The sequence below is a fragment of the Thalassospira profundimaris genome, assembly GCF_003326755.1.
GTDB classification, from domain to species: domain Bacteria; phylum Pseudomonadota; class Alphaproteobacteria; order Rhodospirillales; family Thalassospiraceae; genus Thalassospira; species Thalassospira profundimaris_B.
Window position 1 is genome coordinate 39,708 of sequence record NZ_JPWH01000006.1, and the last position, 19,487, is coordinate 59,194.

General features: G+C 54.0%; 17 protein-coding genes. 8 read left to right on the forward strand and 9 right to left on the reverse strand.

Translation table 11 applies throughout. The features are described from left to right. Positions 1–229: 229 nt before the first annotated feature. Positions 230–1,153, reverse strand: coding sequence for a LysR family transcriptional regulator (locus tag TH25_RS08760; RefSeq protein WP_114088055.1), 924 nt, complete (start codon positions 1,151–1,153; stop codon positions 230–232). A 329-nt stretch (positions 1,154–1,482) separates the two neighbouring features. Here TH25_RS08760 and TH25_RS08765 point away from each other — a divergent pair, with 329 nt between their 5' ends. The 6 genes from TH25_RS08765 to TH25_RS08790 are packed head-to-tail and all read left to right on the forward strand — an operon-like array spanning position 1,483 to position 7,695. Beyond that, positions 1,483–2,691: an ABC transporter substrate-binding protein gene (locus TH25_RS08765; RefSeq protein ID WP_114088056.1), complete on the forward strand. Its 1,209-nt coding sequence runs from the start codon at positions 1,483–1,485 to the stop codon at positions 2,689–2,691. 6 nt (positions 2,692–2,697) lie between these two features. Further along, positions 2,698–3,498, forward strand: a complete 801-nt coding sequence (locus TH25_RS08770) for an ABC transporter ATP-binding protein (RefSeq protein ID WP_258549105.1) — start codon at positions 2,698–2,700, stop codon at positions 3,496–3,498. After that, entirely contained in the window at positions 3,491–4,201 is a 711-nt protein-coding gene (locus tag TH25_RS08775) for an ABC transporter ATP-binding protein (RefSeq protein WP_114088058.1), read from the forward strand. The genes TH25_RS08770 and TH25_RS08775 overlap by 8 nt, the downstream gene beginning before the upstream one ends. Positions 4,202–4,212: 11 nt before the next feature. Continuing rightward, positions 4,213–5,094, forward strand: coding sequence for a branched-chain amino acid ABC transporter permease (locus TH25_RS08780; RefSeq protein WP_473243022.1), 882 nt, complete (start codon positions 4,213–4,215; stop codon positions 5,092–5,094). Between the two features lies 1 nt (position 5,095). Beyond that, entirely contained in the window at positions 5,096–6,082 is a 987-nt protein-coding gene (locus TH25_RS08785) for a branched-chain amino acid ABC transporter permease (protein ID WP_114088060.1), read from the forward strand. 11 nt (positions 6,083–6,093) lie between these two features. Beyond that, positions 6,094–7,695 carry a GMC family oxidoreductase gene (locus TH25_RS08790; RefSeq protein ID WP_114088061.1) on the forward strand — a complete coding sequence of 534 codons (1,602 nt, stop codon included), beginning with the start codon at positions 6,094–6,096 and terminating at the stop codon, positions 7,693–7,695. A gap of 84 nt (positions 7,696–7,779) precedes the next feature. Here TH25_RS08790 and deoA read toward each other — a convergent pair whose 3' ends face one another. The 7 genes from deoA to TH25_RS08825 all read right to left on the reverse strand — a co-directional run bounded on the left by deoA (position 7,780) and on the right by TH25_RS08825 (position 15,202). Beyond that, on the reverse strand, positions 7,780–9,126 hold the full coding sequence (deoA, locus tag TH25_RS08795; RefSeq protein ID WP_114088062.1) for a thymidine phosphorylase: 1,347 nt from the start codon (positions 9,124–9,126) through the stop codon (positions 7,780–7,782). 87 nt (positions 9,127–9,213) lie between these two features. Further along, a complete protein-coding gene (locus TH25_RS08800; RefSeq protein ID WP_114088063.1) occupies positions 9,214–10,020 on the reverse strand; it encodes a purine-nucleoside phosphorylase in 807 nt (268 codons plus the stop codon). Further along, positions 10,017–10,463, reverse strand: a complete 447-nt coding sequence (cdd, locus tag TH25_RS08805) for a cytidine deaminase (protein ID WP_114088064.1) — start codon at positions 10,461–10,463, stop codon at positions 10,017–10,019. Before cdd ends, TH25_RS08800 begins: the two co-directional genes overlap by 4 nt. A gap of 39 nt (positions 10,464–10,502) precedes the next feature. Beyond that, a complete protein-coding gene (locus TH25_RS08810) occupies positions 10,503–11,474 on the reverse strand; it encodes an ABC transporter permease (protein WP_114088065.1) in 972 nt (323 codons plus the stop codon). Next, positions 11,474–12,592, reverse strand: a complete 1,119-nt coding sequence (locus tag TH25_RS08815; protein ID WP_114088066.1) for an ABC transporter permease — start codon at positions 12,590–12,592, stop codon at positions 11,474–11,476. Before TH25_RS08815 ends, TH25_RS08810 begins: the two co-directional genes overlap by 1 nt. Next, a complete protein-coding gene (locus TH25_RS08820) occupies positions 12,589–14,169 on the reverse strand; it encodes an ABC transporter ATP-binding protein (protein ID WP_114088067.1) in 1,581 nt (526 codons plus the stop codon). The genes TH25_RS08815 and TH25_RS08820 overlap by 4 nt, the downstream gene beginning before the upstream one ends. Before the next feature lie 37 nt (positions 14,170–14,206). After that, on the reverse strand, positions 14,207–15,202 hold the full coding sequence (locus TH25_RS08825) for a BMP family lipoprotein (RefSeq protein ID WP_114088068.1): 996 nt from the start codon (positions 15,200–15,202) through the stop codon (positions 14,207–14,209). A 625-nt stretch (positions 15,203–15,827) separates the two neighbouring features. Between TH25_RS08825 and TH25_RS08835 the strand changes: the two genes are divergently transcribed. Then, a complete protein-coding gene (locus TH25_RS08835; RefSeq protein ID WP_114088070.1) occupies positions 15,828–17,423 on the forward strand; it encodes a bifunctional metallophosphatase/5'-nucleotidase in 1,596 nt (531 codons plus the stop codon). Between the two features lie 193 nt (positions 17,424–17,616). Further along, the gene (locus TH25_RS08840) at positions 17,617–18,564 is read left to right on the forward strand and encodes a PfkB family carbohydrate kinase (protein ID WP_114088071.1); all 948 of its coding nucleotides are present in this window, start codon (positions 17,617–17,619) and stop codon (positions 18,562–18,564) included. A gap of 23 nt (positions 18,565–18,587) precedes the next feature. Here the strand turns inward: TH25_RS08840 and TH25_RS08845 are convergent, their stop codons facing one another. Beyond that, a complete protein-coding gene (locus tag TH25_RS08845; protein WP_181847504.1) occupies positions 18,588–19,448 on the reverse strand; it encodes a type 1 glutamine amidotransferase in 861 nt (286 codons plus the stop codon). Positions 19,449–19,487: the final 39 nt, after the last annotated feature.

Genomic DNA, 19,487 nt, shown 5'->3' on the forward strand with positions numbered 1-19,487 from the left:
CTGTATTTGTTTTCATTTCGCTGCAAACCAATAAACATGATGCTAAAAATGACCTGTCATGATTATATTTGCACCCTCTAACATGCGGGGATCGCACAAAAGATGCAAGACCGTGCTGCCTCGAAAACCCGAAATCTCCTGTCGTACAACATTTCGTCACAGCACCACCTTGTTTGACAATCCCGGGCATTGCCCCAGCAAGCAGGCCATATGAACAATGCTTGCTCTGTTAGGTTCCGGTGATGGCAGGCATGGCTTGCGCTGTCAGCAAACCGCGGGCGGCATGGGTTTGTTCGCGAATGAAGTCTGCCAACAGGCGAATCCGGGCAACATTGATCATGTCGCTATGACAAACCATCCAGTAATCGCGCATAATCCTTACGCTTTCAGGTAAAACCGGCACCAGGTCATCAAAGGCAACCGCCATGAAATAGGGCAAAATGCACAATCCAAATCCGGCCCGTGTCGCCTTTAACTGGGCAAAAACACTGGAACTTTGATAGCTGGCGCGCAGTCCGGGCAATAATTCCCCCAGATAGTTCAGCTCCTGGGTAAAAATCATATCCTCGATATAGCCAATAAACGGATGCAGCGCCAATTGCGACCGGTCTGTAACCGGCCCGTGCTCTGCCAGATACTGGCGTGACGCATACACATAAAGCGCGTAGCTCGATATTTTCTCGCGGTGATAGGACCCTGTTTTGGGCGTGTTTAGGGCCACGGAAATATCGGCTTCGCGTCGTGAAAGCGAAACGATCTGCTGAATATTGACCATTTCAATCGACAGGCTCGGATGGCGTTTGGCAAAGAAAGGCAGCTTTTCCCCAATGAAAAAATTGCCAAATCCTTCCGGAACACTAAACCGCACAACACCACTGAGCGCAAAGGCCCCCGTCCCCACCTCACCAAGCAGTTTATCGGCCTCCTGGGCCATTGTCTCGGCTGGCGACATCAGGCGCGCGCCAAGCGGCGTCAATACATATCCGCGCGGATTTCGCTCGAACAGTTTTGCCCCCAATCGCTGTTCAAGCCGGTCAATACGCCGTGCCACCGTAACATGGCTTGTCCTTAATCGCCTTGCGGCTGCCGATAACTGTCCGTCACGCGCAACCGCCAGAAAATACTGCAAATCATCCCAGGAAAAATTGTTCATCCGACCGTTCTGTTCATTTTTGTACAGATATTGTCCAAAATTATATATTTGTTGACCTTTTGGTCAATGTTAGCGTTCACATCGAACAACAAAACAATAACCCGCTTGCCTGAAAACAATCGCAGGCGGAGACTATCAGGGCATCGAAACAACCTTCCGGTGCGTAACAAAAATAAACAAGTACACGGCACAGTGTACGCCTATCCATTGCCTGTCTTCCGCCGCTGTCAATTGACCTGCGGTCAAAACAGTGGTCGGAAAAACAGGAACGTCCCCGCCATTTATGTGAATGGCGGTAACAACATGGTTCAGTTAGGGAGGAACCCCAGATGAAGAAACTCGCGATGGCATCCATTGCCGTCATGGTGGCCGCGACTGCGCTTCCGGCTTATGCCGCCGGTGTTTCCGATGATATTGTTAAAATCGGTATTCTCAATGACCAATCTGGTGTTTATGCCGATTTTGGCGGCAAATGGTCTTATGAAGCCGCAAAAATGGCCGTCGAGGATTTTGGCGGCACCGTTTTGGGCAAAAAAATCGACGTTATTACCGCAGACCACCAGAACAAGCCTGATGTCGCCGCCAACATTGCCCGTCAATGGTATGACGAGGACAAGGTTGATGCGATCATGGAGCTGACCACCTCGTCAGTGGCACTGGCTGTTCAGGGCATTTCCAAAGAAAAGAAAAAAATCGACATTGTAACCGGTGCCGCCACAACGGAACTGACCGGCAAACAATGCTCCCCCTATGGTTTTCACTGGGCTTATGACACCCATGCGCTTGCGGTTGGCACCGGTGGCGCACTGGTTAAAAACGGCGGTGATACCTGGTTTTTCCTGACCGCAGACTACGCCTTTGGCTATTCGCTGGAAGAGCAAACCGCTAAATTCGTCACCGACAATGGTGGCAAGGTTTTGGGCTCGGTCCGTCATCCACTGTCAAGCACCGACTTTTCGTCCTTCCTGCTTCAGGCACAGGCATCGGGTGCCAAGGTCATTGGCCTGGCCGATGCCGGGCTTGATACCGCCAATGCCATCAAACAGGCATCGGAATTTGGGATCGTTCAGGGCGGTCAGCGCCTTGCTGCCCTGCTGTTTACCCTGGCCGAAGTGCATGGCCTGGGGGCCCAGGCCGCACAGGGCCTGTCCCTGACCGAAGGTTTCTATTGGGACCGCAACGATGAATCGCGCGAATTTGGCAAGCGTTTCCATGATCGTACCGGCCGTATGCCCAACATGATCCAGGCAGGCACCTATTCGGCTGTTCTTCAGTATCTCAAGGCCATCAAGGAAGTCGGCACGGATGAAACCGAGGCCGTCTCCAAGGCGCTGCATGAAATGCCGGTTCATGACGTCTTTGCCCCCAACGGCAAAGTCGGTGCCAATGGTCGCATGATCTATGACATGTATCTGATGGAAGTCAAAAAGCCGTCCGAAATGAAGGGCGACTGGGACTATTACAAGGTTCTTGATACCGTGCCCGGTGACAAGGCCTTCATCAAACCGTCCGAAAGCGGCTGCGCACTGGCGCAATAAGACATGATGGCAACCGGAGAACGTCTAAATCCCGGTATGTCGCAAAACGCGAACGAGGCACGGGTGGTTCTTTCCGCCCGTGACCTCCGCCGCGATTTTGGTGGCTTTACCGCGGTCAACAATGTCAACCTTGATGTTGAACACGCCAGGGTGCATGCGCTGATCGGTCCGAATGGCGCAGGCAAAACCACTGTTTTCAACCTGTTAACAAAGTTTCTTCAACCGACAAGTGGCAAGATTACTCTGCTGGGCCAGGACATTACCAAAACGCCCCCCGCCAATGTAGCGCGCATGGGCCTGGTTCGCTCCTTCCAGATTTCGGCTGTTTTTCCGCATTTGACGGTTCTGGAAAATGTCCGTGTCGCCCTGCAACGCCCCAACCATCTTGCCATCCAGTTCTGGCGATCGATGGATACGCTTGATCGCCTGAATGATCGCGCGATGGCGCTTTTAACCTCTGTCGGGCTGGAAAAGGATATTGATAGCTACGCTGCCGACCTTTCCTATGGTCGCAAACGCGTGCTGGAAATCGCCACCACCCTGTCACTGGACCCAAAGGTCCTGCTGCTGGACGAGCCAATGGCTGGCATGGGCCAGGAAGATGTGGGGCGTGTGGCAGAGATCATTCGTGAAGTGGCGCGTAGCCGTGCTGTTTTGATGGTGGAACATAACCTGAAGGTTGTTGCCGATTTGTGTGACCACATCACCGTGCTTCAACGCGGCGAAATTCTGGCCGAAGGCAATTATGACACCGTCAGCAACGATGAACGCGTAAGAGTTGCCTATATGGGGACAGACGATGAGTGATAGGGAAATCCTTCTGTCCGTCAGGGATTTGAATGCCTGGTATGACGAAAGCCACGTTTTGCACGGGGTTAATTTAAATGTTCGCCGGGGCGAAACCGTGACCATTCTGGGACGTAACGGCGTTGGCAAAACCACCACTTTGCGTTCCATCGTGGGTATATTGCGCAAACGCACCGGCGAAATCGAATTTAACGGCCATGACCTGATGCGCCTGCCCCTGCATAAAACCGCCAAAACCGGCCTTGGCTTTGTGCCCGAGGAACGGGGTATTTTCGCCAGCCTCAGTGTTGAAGAAAACCTGATGCTGCCGCCGAAAATTTCCGATAGCGGCATGAGCATCGAGGAAATCTACGATCTGTTTCCCAACCTTTATGAACGTAAAACCAGTTCCGGCACCAAGCTTTCGGGTGGCGAACAGCAGATGCTGGCAATGGCCCGGATGCTGCGCATAGGTGTGGATATGCTGTTGCTGGACGAACCGACAGAGGGCCTGGCCCCGGTCATTGTCCAGCGCATTGGCGAGGTTTTACAAACCCTGAAACAGCGCGGCATGACCATTTTGCTGATCGAGCAGAATTTCCGCTTCGCCAGCAAGATCGCCGACCGTTTTTACCTGATGGAACATGGTCTTGTTTCCGCAGGCTTTGATGCGGACGAACTGCCAGCGCGTATGGATATGCTGCACGAGGTTCTAGGAGTTTAAACGCCGTGATTATGATTTTTGGAATTCCCATTCAGGCGTTTCTGGGACAATTGCTGATCGGCCTGATCAACGGGTCTTTCTATGCAATGCTCAGCCTTGGCCTGGCGATTATTTTCGGCATGCTGCGCGTAATTAACTTTGCCCACGGTGCGCAATATATGATGGGGGCCTTTGCCGGGATGCTCTTGCTCACCTGGCTGGGCGTTAATTACTGGTTTGCCCTGATCTTTGCCCCCGTCATTGTCGGACTTACCGGTATCGTCGTGGAACGCTTTGCGCTGCGTCGCCTTTACAATCTGGACCATCTTTATGGTCTGCTCTTTACCTTTGGGCTGGCACTGGTGGTTGAGGGTACCTTCCGGTATTTTTACGGCTCTTCCGGGCAGCCCTACGCCACCCCCGAAATCCTCAGCGGCGGGGTTAATCTGGGCTTTATGTATTTGCCGATCTATCGGGGCTGGGTTGTTGTTGCCTCGCTGATCGTATGTATCGGAACCTGGGTTCTTATCGAAAAAACCCGTCTTGGTGCCTATCTGCGTGCGGCAACGGAAAACCCGATCCTGGTCCAGTCTTTTGGCATTAATGTGCCGCTGCTGTTAACCCTGACTTATGGCCTTGGAGCAGGTTTGGCCGCACTGGCCGGGATCATGGCTGCCCCCATCTACCAGGTCAGCCCGCTTATGGGCTCCAACCTGATTATTGTGGTTTTTGCCATTGTCGTCGTTGGCGGCATGGGATCGATCCTGGGGGCCATCATTACCGGTTATGCCTTGGGCATCCTCGAAGGCCTGACCAAGGTTTTCTACCCCGAAGCCTCGAACATCGTGATCTTTGTCATTATGGCACTGGTTCTTCTGGTCCGGCCTGCCGGTCTGTTTGGTCGGGAAGCGTGAAATGAATACATCCACCATAACATCAACGGACACGAACAATACCGGCACCCGCATTCAGCTTGCCTTGCTGGCTGTCGCCTTTATCGCCCTGCTGGTCGCACCCTTTGTCTTTTATCCGATCTTTCTGATGAAAGTACTGTGCTTTGCCCTGTTCGCCTGCGCCTTTAACCTGCTGCTGGGCTACACGGGTTTGCTGTCCTTTGGCCATGCCGCTTTTTTTGGCGGTGCGTCCTACTTTACCGGTTATGTAGTCAAGGAACTGGGATTTCCACCGGAACTGGGCATTCTGGTCGGGGTTGCCGGTGCTGCCCTGCTGGGCCTGGTGATGGGCTTTTTCGCCATTCGCCGCCAGGGCATTTATTTTGCGATGGTCACACTCGCCCTGGCACAAATGTTCTATTTTTTCTGCCTGCAGGCCGAATTTACACATGGTGAAGATGGTCTTCAGGGCGTTCCGCGCGGTCATTTGTTTGGCTTTATCGATTTGAACGAACCGCTCAACATGTATTTCTTCGTGCTGGGTGTTTTTGTTATCGGTATTTTTGCCATCTGGCGCATTGTCCATTCCCCCTTTGGCATGATCCTGAAATCCATCCGTGAAAACGAAGACCGTGCCATCTCGCTGGGTTATTCGGTCAATCGCTACAAACTGGGTGCCTTTGTCATGTCTGCGGCATTGGCCGGGCTGGCAGGTGGGACCAAAACGCTGGTGTTCCAGTTTGCCACCCTGACCGACGTTGCCTGGCAAATGTCGGGGGAAGTCATTCTCATGACGCTTCTGGGTGGTATTGGCACCATCTTTGGTCCCATTTTTGGTGCCGGTTTTGTTGTTACGTTGCAAAACTATCTGGCGGCTTCCTCTTTCCCGGTAACGGTTCTGACCGGTCTGATCTTTATGATCTGCGTTCTGGTTTTCCGTCGCGGCATCATTGGTGAATTCAATGCGTCGCGTCTTGGGGCCCGTCTGGGTCTGCGAACCAAGCAATAAGGCCCCTTTTCATGACTGACGAAACGTTTGACTACATCATTGTTGGTGCAGGATCGGCGGGCTGTACGCTCGCCAACCGCCTCTCCGAAATTGAAAATGCCACCACCCTCCTGCTTGAAGCCGGCGGCAAGGACCGTTACCCCTGGATCCATATCCCGGTGGGCTACCTTTATTGCATTGGCAATCCCCGGGTTGACTGGTGCTTTAAAACCATTAACGAACCCAGGTTGAACGGGCGCTCCCTCTCCTATCCCCGTGGCAAGGTTCTGGGCGGCTGTTCCTCCATCAATGGCATGATCTATATGCGCGGCCAATCCACCGATTATGACCAGTGGCGTCAGTCGGGTTGCACCGGCTGGGGCTGGGATGACGTACTGCCACTGTTTAAAAAGTCCGAGGATTATTACAAAGGGGCAGATGAACTTCACGGTTCAGGCGGTGAATGGCGCGTTGAAGAAGCCCGCCTGCATTGGGATATTCTCGATGCCTTCCAAAATGCCGCCGAACAGGCGGGTTTCCCCAAGATTGACGATTTCAACCGGGGCAACAACGAAGGCTCCAGTTATTTCAAGGTCAATCAGCGTCGGGGTATTCGCTGGAATACTTCCAAGGCGTTTCTGCGCCCGGCACAAAACCGCAACAACCTGAAAACCCAAACCCATGCCCAGGTCCGCCGCCTGATCCTTGAAAATGGCCGGGCCGTTGGGGTGGAATTTGATCATCACGGCAGCATTCGCACGGTGCGCGCCCGCCGCGAAGTGATTTTATCAGCGGGGTCGGTTGGTTCACCACATATTCTGGAACTTTCCGGCATTGGCCGGGGCGATGTTTTGCAAAAGGCCGGGATTGATGTGGTGCATGAAAACCGCGCGGTCGGGGAAAACCTGCAGGACCATTTGCAATTGCGTTGCGCCTTTAAGGTCTCGAACATCAAAACCCTGAACGAACAGGCCAATTCCCTGTTTGGCAAGGCGGCGATTGCGCTGGAATATCTGTTTAACCAGTCCGGCCCCATGTCGATGGCCCCCAGCCAGCTTGGTATGTTCACCAAATCATCGCCCGCCTACGACATGCCCAATCTGCAATATCATGTGCAACCCTTGTCGCTGGAAAAATTTGGCGATTCCGTACATCCCTTCCCGGCCTTTACGGCCAGTGTCTGTAACCTGCGTCCTGACAGCCGGGGATCAATCCATCTAACCAACCCGGATTACAAAACCCAGCCCGCCATTGCGCCAAATTACCTGTCGGCCGAAAGCGACCGCCAGGTTGCGATTGATGCCATTCGCCAAACGCGACAAATTGTGGCGCAAAAGGCGCTGCAACCCTATAACCCGCAGGAATTCAAACCGGGACCATCTTATGAAACCGATGATGACCTGGCAAAGGCCGCCGGCGACATTGGCACCACCATTTTCCACCCGGTGGGCACCTGCCGTATGGGGACCGACCCGGATGCCGTAGTCTCTCCTGCCCTGAAATTTAATGGCATTGCCGGGCTTCGCATTGCCGATGCCTCGATCATGCCGACTATTGTTTCGGGCAATACAAATTCCCCAACCATCATGATTGCGGAAAAGGCCGCCGAACTGATCAAGGCCGATGCCGCCTGAGGGACAAAACTTTATCAGACAAACAGAAAGACCCGGACTGTGACTGGTCCGGGTCTTGGTCTTTAAAGCGGCAACAACAAAGCGTCAGTCGCCATTGCGACGTGCGACGATACGTTCACGCACAGCGGCATCGGTACCGGTTTGCGCAATATCGCCATCGCCAATGACAATGGCATCATGCAACATTTTTTCGGCAAGCTGCAATTGGGCGTCATCACGCACATGGGCAACACAAAGCGGCGACGCTGCCGAAACCGTCTGCCCCACATGGACAAAATCAGTAAAGCCAACCGCATGATCAATTTCCTGATCCGCACGGGTTCTCCCCCCCTTAAGGGCCACCAGCGCCAGACCAACCTTGCGGGCATCCATCGAGAGAACCCGACCGGTTTTACCGGCCCCAATCTCTGCAACCTTGGGCGCTGCCTCCTGATATTTGTCGATATTTTCAACAAAATCGGCAGGTCCACCAAGGCCCGATACCATGCGTGAAAAGACCTCGGCTGCGCGCCCTGACGTCAATGCTGCCGATGCCTTTTGCAACCCGTCGGCCACGTCATCGGCAATGTCGGTCAATGCCAGCATTTCGGCGGCCAGCGCCAGGGTCACATCATAAACCCGCTGTTCCTGGTTTTTGCCGGTCAGAAAATCGACCGCCTCTTTCATTTCCAGGGCATTGCCAACAGTTTCGCCCAAAACCTGGTCCATATCGGTCAACAGGGCCGTGGTGGGCACCCCATTGCGGGTTGCGACCTCGGCAATGCTTTGCGCCAGTTCACGGGCACGGTCATATTCATTCATAAACGCGCCAGAGCCAAATTTGACATCCATCACCAGCGCATCCAGCCCCGCTGCCAGCTTTTTCGACAGGATCGAAGCGGTAATCAGCGGAATGGATTCAACCGTCGCCGTAATGTCGCGAATGCCGTAAAAACGTTTATCTGCCGGTGCCAAATCGGCTGTCTGACCAATAATGGCGCAGCCAACCTCGCGGGTGACTTTGGCAAATTCGGCAAGGTCGGGTGCGGTACGATACCCGGGAATGGAATCAAATTTGTCGAGCGTCCCGCCGGTATGGCCCAGGCCACGCCCCGAAATCATCGGCACAAAGGCCCCACACGCTGCCACAATCGGCCCCAGCATCAGGCTAACCTTGTCCCCCACACCGCCGGTAGAATGCTTGTCCACCACCGGGCCGTTTTCCAGTCCCAGCTTTTTCCAGTCCAGCACCGTGCCGGAATCGCGCATATTGCGGGTCAGTGCGGCGCGTTCATCCATGCTCATGCCCTGGAAAAACACCGCCATTGCGAAGGCGGCAACCTGTCCCTCCGTCACAGAAAGATCAGCAATCCCTTTGACAAAAAAGGCAATTTCTTCTTCGCTTAAAACTTCGCCTTCACGTTTGCGGCGAATAATTTCCTGCGGCAGCATATTGTTCCCCTGCTCGGCAGATGGTTAAAAATCCGGGCGGACATGTCCATACAGCCCGCCCGATCATAGATGAATTGGGTAATCGCGTTATCTTGCCTGGGCGAAATAACGCAGCAAAATACGTATCAGGTTTGCCGATCCCTCTTTGGCCATTTCCAGGGTCTGTTCATGGCTCAGGGCGGTTTTGCTCATCCCGGCAGCAAGGTTGGTGATGTTTGAAATCGCCGCAACCCGGAAACCAAGACGACGGGCAAGAATATTTTCCGGTACCGTAGACATGCCAACCGCATCGGCCCCCATCACCCGCAACGCCCGGATTTCCGCCGGTGTTTCAAAGCTGGGGCCGGTACACCAGGCGTAAGTCCCCTCAAACAGGGGAACGCCAAGCTCTGCTGCCGTATGATGCAGCCCGGCACCAATTTCAGGGTCATAAGGCACATTCATATCCACGAAACGATCTGCGCCGTGATACCCAATCAACGGGTTGGGGCCAAACAGGCTGATATGGTCGGTAATCAGCATCAAATTGCCTGGTGTTGCCTCGGCCAGGAGCGAACCAGCGGCATTGGTCAGAATAAGCTGACCCGCCCCCAGTTCACGCAGCACCTCAAGCGGTTCCGCCATCAAATCTGAACGGCCATGTTCGTAGTAATGGGCACGCCCCTGCATGACAGCAACCGAAACCGCGCCAATGCGGCCCAAAACCAGCTTGCCACCATGTCCTTCAACCGTTGGCCTGGGAAAGCCGGGCAAATCGGCATAGTTGATGTGAATGGCTTCGCTGATTGCATCAACAACGCCGCCCATACCACTTCCCAGAACCAGGGCAACATCCGCGTTAAAGGCGGGTGCCATTTGTTTAATCACGGCAAGGGCAGCTTTAACATTGCTCATGACAAATTCTCCGGTCCAAAAGAATGCGGGATCAGCTCTTCCCGGCTCAGGGTCAGAAGGGTTTTGCCTTCTTCGCTGATGATGTAAATTTTGGCATCTGGCCCACTAAATTCGCGGATTTTCTGACGGCATCCGCCGCACGGGGTACAGGCAACATCGCCGCTGCCTACCACCACAATTTCCGTAATTTTACGTTCACCTGCCAAAACCATTGCCGAAATCGCACCGCCTTCGGCACAAACGCCTTCAGGATAGGCGGCATTTTCAACATTGCAGCCCGCAATAATGGCCCCGTTTTCAGTGCGCAAGGCCGCCCCGACCAAAAAGTTGGAATAAGGGGCATAGGCATTTTTACGTGCCGCCTGTGCTGCCGCCACCAGATCGGAGGGGGCTACAGATTTTACAGAACCAACAGCCAATGAAGCAGAATTACTATCAGTCATAGAACATCCAGACAGGGCTTAACCCGACAAAATCAAAAATCAGCGTTCCTTGACATAGGGACGGCCCAAGGATTTGGGGGCAACAGCGCGACCAATAAAGCCAGCCAGCAGAATAACCGTCAGAATGTAAGGCAAGGCCTGCACAAGCTGCACCGGAACTTCGCCAATGCCGGGCACGGAAACCCCTTGCAACCGCGTTGCCGCCGCATCCAGAAACCCGAACAGAATACAGGCAAACATGGCTGGAAACGGGCGCCACTTGCCAAAGACCATTGCGGCCAGCGCAATATAACCCTTGCCCGCTGTCATATCGGACAAAAACGATGCCCCTTGCGCGGTTGACAAATACGCCCCGGAAATGCCCACCAGAAAACCGCTGCACAGAACCGAACGATACCGCATCGCCACAACACTGATGCCTGCCGTATCGACAGCTCCCGGATTTTCACCCACAGCGCGCAGGCGCAAACCAAACCGCGTGCGATACAGCACCCACCAGGATGCCGGTACGGCCAAAAATGCCACATAAACAAGGATATTATGGCCGCTTAACAGTTCGGAATACAAAGACCCCAATACCGGGACATTGGCAACCGCATCGGCCCCTGGCAGGGTAATGGGCTGAAACCGTGCTTCATGGTCCAGTGCGGGGGTTTTACCGCCTTGGGAAAACAGCGCAATCCCGACAAGAGCGGTAAGGCCCGACATCAGAATATTGATCGCCATGCCCGAAACAACCTGATTGCCCTTATGGGTGATACAGGCGAAACCATGCAACAAAGACAAGGCGATTGTTGTCAGGACCGCGGCACCAAGCCCCAGCCAGTGACTGTCGGTGTAATAGGCCACACAGGCGGCTGAAAAGGCCCCGCCCAGCATCATGCCTTCCAGGGCCAGATTAATCGTCCCTGCCCGTTCGGAAAACATACCAGCAAGGGCGGCCAGGATCAGCGGGGTGGATGTCCGCATCGTTGCATCAAGCAACAGGACGACCATTTGGAAATTATCCATTATGCAGCCTCCTGCGCACGCTGGCGAAGACGCCAGGCTGTATACATTTGTGTCACGCGCGGGCGGAACATATGTTCAAGCGCACCAGTGCACAAAATGACCAGACCCTGAATAACCACAACCATGTCATTGGTAATGGTTGGAATTTCAAACGAAAGCTCCGCCCCGCCCTGATAGAGCATGCCAAACAACAGGGCCGAAAGGAAAATGCCAAACGGGTGATTGCGCCCCATTAACGCCACGGCAATACCGACAAAGCCGTAACCCGCGGTAAAGTCGATCAATAAACGGTGCTGAACCCCCATAACTTCGTTAAGTGCCATGAAACCGGCAAGTCCGCCCGAAATCATCATGGCGAGAATAATGTACCGGCCCGGTTCAATCCCGGCAAAGGTCGCGGCAGCCGCATTCGCCCCCACCGTGCGAATGGCATAGCCCCAGCGTGTATGCCAGATAAACAGCCACACCAGCACGCAGCAGGCAATCGCATAGACAAAGGAAAAATTCAACGGGCTGCTGGCCATATCAATGCCAAACCAGGCGGCCATATTATGAATGTAAGGCAGGGTCAGATTTTCATCAATTGCGGCACTTTCCGGCGTCATCGATCCTTGCGGCCGCAACACATTGACCAGCAGATAAACCATCAGCGACGAGGCAATAAAGTTAAACATGATGGTGGTAATTACCACATGCGACCCGCGCCGTGCCTGCAAATAAGCCGGAATATAGGCCCAGGCCGCGCCGAAAATGGCGGCAGCCAGAATGCTGACCACCAGCATCACCGGAAAAGGCAACCAGTTCAGATAAAGGGCCGCCAGCGTCACGCCCAGCCCGCCGATATAGGCCTGACCTTCGACACCGATATTGAACAGCCCGGCATGAAAGGCCACCGCAAAGGCAAGGCCGGTAAAGATGAAGTTGGTGGTGTAATACAGCGTATAGCCCACCGCCTCTTCATAGCCGAACGCACCATAAAGCATGATGCGGACAACCTCGCTGGGGTCTTCACCAATCGCCATAACCACCAGGCCGGAAATCAGAAAGGCCAGCATCAGATTCATCAGCGGCAAAACGCCAACATCAATCCAGCGCGGAAGTTGGATGGTATCACTCATTTCCCGGCCTCCGCTTCGGCCTGTTTCGGATCAACACCAGCCATCATCAGGCCCAATACCCGTTCATTTGCATCGGCGGCATTGACCTCGCCAATAATATAGCCATCGCACATCACCAAAATCCGGTCGGACAGCGACATGATCTCGTCAAGCTCGACAGACACCAGCAAAACCGCCTTGCCCGCATCACGCATGGCGACAATGCGTTTGTGAATAAATTCAATCGCGCCAATATCGACACCACGGGTTGGCTGCCCCACCAGTAACAAATCGGGATCACGCATGATTTCGCGTGCCAGAACCAGTTTTTGCTGGTTCCCGCCGGAAAAATTGGCAGCCTTCAAATGCGGGTCTGCCGGGCGAACATCAAACTCGTCCATCATATGCCGGGTGGCATCGGCAATTTTGCCCCAGTCAAGCAACGAGCCCTTCTGATAGGCCTTGTCATCCTGATATCCCAGGATGGCTGCTTCCTCGGCGGAAAAGGCCGTCACCATCGCCATACGATGGCGATCTTCGGGGACATGGGCAACACCACGCTGGCGCAGTTCGGCCGGGCCAACCCCGCGCCCTGGTGTCACGTCCTGGCCGTTCAAAATCACCCGGCCTTCGCTGACCGAACGAATACCGCCCAATGCCTCCAGCAATTCACTTTGCCCGTTACCCGAAACCCCGGCAATACCGACAATTTCACCGGCACGGACATAAAAGCTGGCATTTTTGACCTTGCGCACGCCGGTAGTGGTCTCAACACACAGATTTTCAACCTGCAAAATGGTATCGCGCGGGTTGGCTTCGCCTTTTTCCAGGCGCAACAAAACCTTACGCCCCACCATTAATTCAGAAAGTTCCTGCGGGCTGGTCTCGGCGGTGTGGCGATGTGCGACCATTTCGCCCTGGCGCATCACCGAAACATTATCGGTTGCCGCCATGATTTCACGCAGCTTATGCGTGATCAAAACCACCGTTTTGCCCTGCTGCTTCAGGGTTTCAAGAATGCGAAACAGATGGTCGGCTTCCTGTGGTGTCAACACACCGGTTGGTTCGTCGAGAATCAGAATTTCCGCGCCACGATACAGGGCCTTGAGAATTTCAACGCGTTGCTGCAACCCGACCGACAATTCACCGACAACGGCGTCAGGATCGATATCCAGGGAGTATTCGCGTTCAAGCCGGCGCAATTCCTCGCGGGCTTTGTCCACGCCTTCACGCAGAACAGCGCCGCCCTCAACACCCAAAATCACGTTTTCCAGAACACTAAAGGTTTCAACCAGCATGAAATGCTGGTGCACCATACCGATGCCAACGGCAATGGCGTCTTCCGATCCCTTAATGTCGCAAAGCTTCCCGTCAACATGAATGGTTCCCGCATCGGCCTGATAAAAGCCGTAAAGGATGCTCATCAATGTTGATTTACCGGCACCGTTTTCACCGACAATGCCGTGAATCGTGCCTTTTTCTACTTTCAGATCAATTGAATTATTGGCGTGAACCGCCCCGAACCGCTTATCAATACCGCGCAGTTCAATGGCGGGCGGCACGGTACCGGTTGCCCCGGTACCGTGCGCTGCGTGCATCGTATCTGACACGTCTAATCCCCGATTGTCAGATCGCTTACATCGGGCAGGCGCTGTCAGTCATGTAATCATGAACCTTCAGCGAGCCATCGATGATTTCTTCTTTTGCCTTGGCAACGGCAGCTTTCATATCGTCGGTGATCAGCTTCTCGTTATTCTTGTCGAGAGCCCAATCAACACCGCCTTCCTTCAGGCCAAGAACCGTCGTGCCGGAATGCCATTTGCCATTGGCGGCATCTTCAAAGGCCTGATAGACGGCAACGTCCACACGTTTGAGCATCGAAGTCAAAACCGACCCCGGATGCAGCGCATTCTGGTTGGAATCCACACCAATACCCAGCTTGCCGGCATCGGCAGCTGCCTGCAAGACACCGACACCGGTGCCGCCTGCTGCATGATAAACAACATCAACACCACGATCGAACTGCGATTTCGCCAGTTCGCCGCCCTTTACCGGATCGTTCCATGCGGCCCCCGTGGTGCCTGTCATGTTCACCAGAACTTCGGTGTTGGGATCAGAATGTTTGACACCCTGGGTATAACCGCACGAAAATTTGTGAATCAGCGGAATATCCATACCGCCAATAAAACCGACCTTGTGGGTTTTCGAGGCCATCGCCGCCAGGATGCCAACCAGGAACGAGCCTTCCTGTTCCTTGAACAGAATGGACTGGACATTCGGAAGGTCGACAACCGAGTCAACAATAGCAAAATCGGTATCAGGAAATTCGGCAGCAACCTTTTCCAGGGCACTGGCCTGCGAGAAACCGATCACGACAATCGGGTTCATGCCGCGGCGTGCAAAGTTGCGCATCGCCTGTTCGCGCTGGGAATCATTCTGGATTTCAAAGTCGCGATACGCGGTACCGGTATCTTCTTTGTATTTTTCAGCACCCGTATGGGCACTCTGATTAAAGGAACGGTCAAATTTGCCGCCCAGATCATAGACAACTGCCGGCTTGATTTCGGCAGCCGACGCCACCGTAGCATAGCACGCGACAGCCGCGACCATTGTGGTCAGAAGCTTTTTCATTCCGATGCCCTTCTGTTGCTTGATTCTCTTATTTTGTTTTATATCCCGCCAATGCCCGAGACGGCGGAACTCCCTCATCGAAAAACAATACCCGTTCCTTGTTGGTTTGTCCGGGACTGTGTGCGCCTTTCCCCATTTAAACCGGATACGGACACCATATGGTAACTACAAAATATGGGCCTGTGTAAATAGTCGAGGAACATTATCGGGTGTAAAAGCTGTCCATTTGGTCAAAAACACCGCCAGGCAGCACCTGGTTTGCCCTGTACTATCAGTGATTTCCCTTACATTCGCCTGTTTACCCACGCCCCAGGTAAATTTCAAGACAATGACCCGATGGAAAAACACTTTCGCACCTTACATGTGCATTCTTTCGCACAATGATCGGAGATGAAATCACCTTTTTCCAATCCGATTCTGTGGTCCGTCCATACTGAAAATATTGTCTTTACGATCTGACGGCATCGCCATGAACAGGTCGCGGCATCGTTTTTCGGCGAAGGGACCTCCACGTATCAACGTCATGATAGTTTCAGTCGACATCCGACAGGTGTTGTTTACCATACCCTTTTTAAACGGGACTTCATTTGAAACGCTTTTTGGCACTATCACCGGAGCAAACAACATGAAACGGATGACGTTGGGTCTGCTGGCTGCCTGCTCGATGCTGGCCCTTGGGGGCGCACCCGCTTTTGCTGATTATCAATTGCGCATCTTACATACCAATGACGTTCACGACCGCGTCGAATCGGTTACGAAATACAACAATAGCTGCGATGCCAAGGGTGAGGCCGAAGGCAAATGCTTTGGCGGATATGCCCGATTGGCAACCGCCATTCGCGACGCCCGCGCACAAGGCGGCAATGTCGTGGTGCTTGATGCGGGCGACCAGTTTCAGGGCTCACTGTTTTACACCACCTATAAAGGCGATTTGACAGCAGAACTGATGGGCATGGTTGGCTATGACGTCATGACCATTGGCAATCACGAATTTGATGATGGCCCGGAAAACCTGGCACGTTTTATCGAAAACAGTAAAATGCCGGTCGTTTCCAGCAACATTGTCGCAGGCCCGGCATCGCCCCTGCACGACAAAATAAAGCCCTATACCGTTCTGGATGTTGGCGGCGAAAAGATCGGCGTTATTGGCCTGACCACCGAAGAAACCCCGGATGTCAGCTCCGTTGGCCCCGACCTGACCTTCATGAAATCAGAAGAGGCCCTGCGCATTGCCGTTGCCAAGCTTCGGCTTGACGGGATCAACAAAATCATTGTGCTGGGACATGACGGATCCTATCGCGATTTTGAAATTGCCAAACGTGTTGACGGGATTGACGTTATTGTCGGCGGGCATGACCATTTGCTGTTTTCCAACAGTGCGAAAAATGCCGCCTACCCTTACCCGGTTGTTGAACACACCCCGAATGGCGACCCGGTCCTGATTGTGCAGGCCTATGCCTATAGCCGCTATCTTGGTGATTTGGATGTCACCTTCAACGATGATGGCGTGCCGGTGAAATGGCAGGGTGATCCCATCGCACTTGATAGCAGCGTCAAGCAGGACCCGGATATTCTGGCGGCAATTGATGCCAAGCGCGGCCCGGTTGATGCCATTCGCAATCAACTGGTTGGCGAATTTACCGCCCCGGCAGACGGTGCGCGCGAGATTTGCCGGGCACAGGAATGTTCGATGGGCGACCTGGTGGCCGATGCCATGCTGGCCAAAGCCGGTGATGGCTATCAGATCGCGATTCAGAACGGTGGTGGCGTCCGTGCCAGCATTGATGCCGGCAAGGTTGATATGGGCGAAGTCATGACCGTTCTTCCCTTCCAGAACACGCTGGCAACCTTCAAACTTTCGGGCAAGGATATTATCGCATCGCTCGAACACGGTGTTTCCGCCGTCGCCGATGGCAAAGGCCAGTTTCCGCAGGTCGCCGGTTTAAAGTTCGATCTTGATCTGGCCGCAGAACCCGGTTCACGGGTATCGAATGTCATGGTTATGGAAAAGGGTGCTTACACCCCCATTCAGAACGACAAGCTCTATGGCGTTGTCTCGAACGATTTCATGCGGCGCGGCGGCGATGGCTACGTTCTGTTCCGCGACAATGCTGTCGACGCCTACGACTATGGCCCCAACCTTGAACAGGCTGTTGCCGAATATATCGAGGCGCATTCCCCGATGAAACCGGCAACCAGCAATCGTATCAATCTGAAGTAAAATTCAGGTACTATTCAAACCGTCCAAACGGCCCTTCACGGGGTGGTCAATGTCCGGCCACCCCGTTTTTCATCCACGCAACAACATCATTCTCGCTTTTCCTTGCCTGCACATCATCCGGGGACTATCAATCACACAGGATGGAAAACACTTCCTGTCCATATATTTGCAACCCGGTTAAAAGTTATTTTTCATGTCTTTGCCTGCCAATATCCTGTGCCTGGGTGCCGCGCATTTTGACCGCACCATGCAATGCCTGAACCCGTTTGTGCCCGCTGCATCAAACCCCGTTAAAACCCTGCATCGCAAACCCGGGGGCGTCGGGCGCAATATTGCCGTGCATTTGCGTCTTCTGGGCTGCCATGTGGGAATGGCAACGGCAGTGGGCCAGGATGGCGACGGTGCGCAAATTGTCCAGGCCCTGTCGGAAATGGGCATTGATACCCGCCTGCTTGACCGTTTGCCGGGCCAGCACACGCCGGGTTATACCGCCATCCTTAATACCGATGGCGACCTGGCCCTTGGCCTGATGGATGCGCAAACCTATGATTGCCTGACGATAGAACATTTCCAGTCGCGCCTCGAACAGCTTCAAAAATGGAACTGGTGGATTGCCGATGCCAACCTGCCCGCCGACACCCTGCGCTGGTTAAGCCGCAACAAGGGATCAACGCCACTTTGTGCGGCCACCGTTTCCCCCTCCAAGGCGGAACGCTGGAAAGACAGTATCGGCGATGTCGATTTGCTCATTACCAACCGGATCGAAAGCGAAGTCTTAACCGGATTACAGGTTTCCTCGAAGGAAGATGCACTTCAGGCTGCCCGCGCCCTGCATGCCAAAGGAACCCCGTCTGTCATCATCACGCTGGGCGCACAGGGGGTCTTAAGCCTTCATCACGGTGAAGCCGCCTTCTGGCCGCCTGTCCCTACCCGTCTTGTGGATGCCAATGGCGCAGGCGATGCCTTTTTTGCCGGTTTTAGTGCCGCCTCGGCGGCTCATCCCGGCGATTTTGATGCCGCCATTGCACAAGGGCTGGCCCTGGCAAGCCTGACGGCAGAAACCCACGGCACAACCGTGTGGGATTTAAATGTGCAAACCGTGAAAGACCGGGCAAAACAGGCGGTAAAACAGACCATTTAACCATCGCTGATGCGCCACAAGTTCTAGCTTCTTGCAACCGCAAAAGGCCGCACCTGATCGGCAAGCCAATTTGAAAGATCTGTCAGGCGGGAGGATGCGTTTAACACATCCTCGCCGATGCCATATTTCCAGGCAAGGTCATGGCGGGTGGTGTCATGATGCAGGGTGAACCAGTCATCGGCCATCGCCTCAAGGGCCTGCTGGTCATGAAACAAACCGACATCAATCAAACGTTGTCCATAGCGGCGAAAAATTGCTGCCAGTTCCGCCAGGGAATATTCCGGGTGATATTGCACCCCCCAAAAACGGTAGCCGTCAGTTTCCAGAACAAAGGCCTGAATGGCCGAATGGCGATTGCCGGCCAAAATCACCGCCCCTTCCGGCACGCTGGCAACTTCATCCATGTGCACGGTCATGGCGCTAAAACACGACCCGCGCCCCCTAAATAACGGGTGTGCCCTGCCCGCGTCATTGATTAAAATCTCGCGGCCAATGCCAATTTCCCGGCCCTTGTCGCAGGCCTTTACAGTACCCCCCATTGCCTGAGCGACAATTTGCATCCCCCAACAACTGCCAAATATCGGTACACCGGATTCAACACAGGCCCTGGCAAGCGGGATCTGGTTGGTCACGGCGGGTTCATCGGCATAGGCATTTAATGCCGACCCCGTCCAGGCAATACCGTCAAAATCCGTTAGCGCATATCCAACAGGCAGGCAATCAGGCCCGTCATCAGCGGGGCGGATGATGGTGGCATCAATCTCGGGATCCAGGAATTTCAGGGCCGCGACATACCCTTCGCCGGACGGCGAACCGCCCAACGACTGGTTAAGCTGGTTTACACTGGCAAGATTGCCATCAACGACCAGAATTTTTAATGCCATTGCCCGTCTTCCCCGATCCCGAAATGATATTATCCAGCA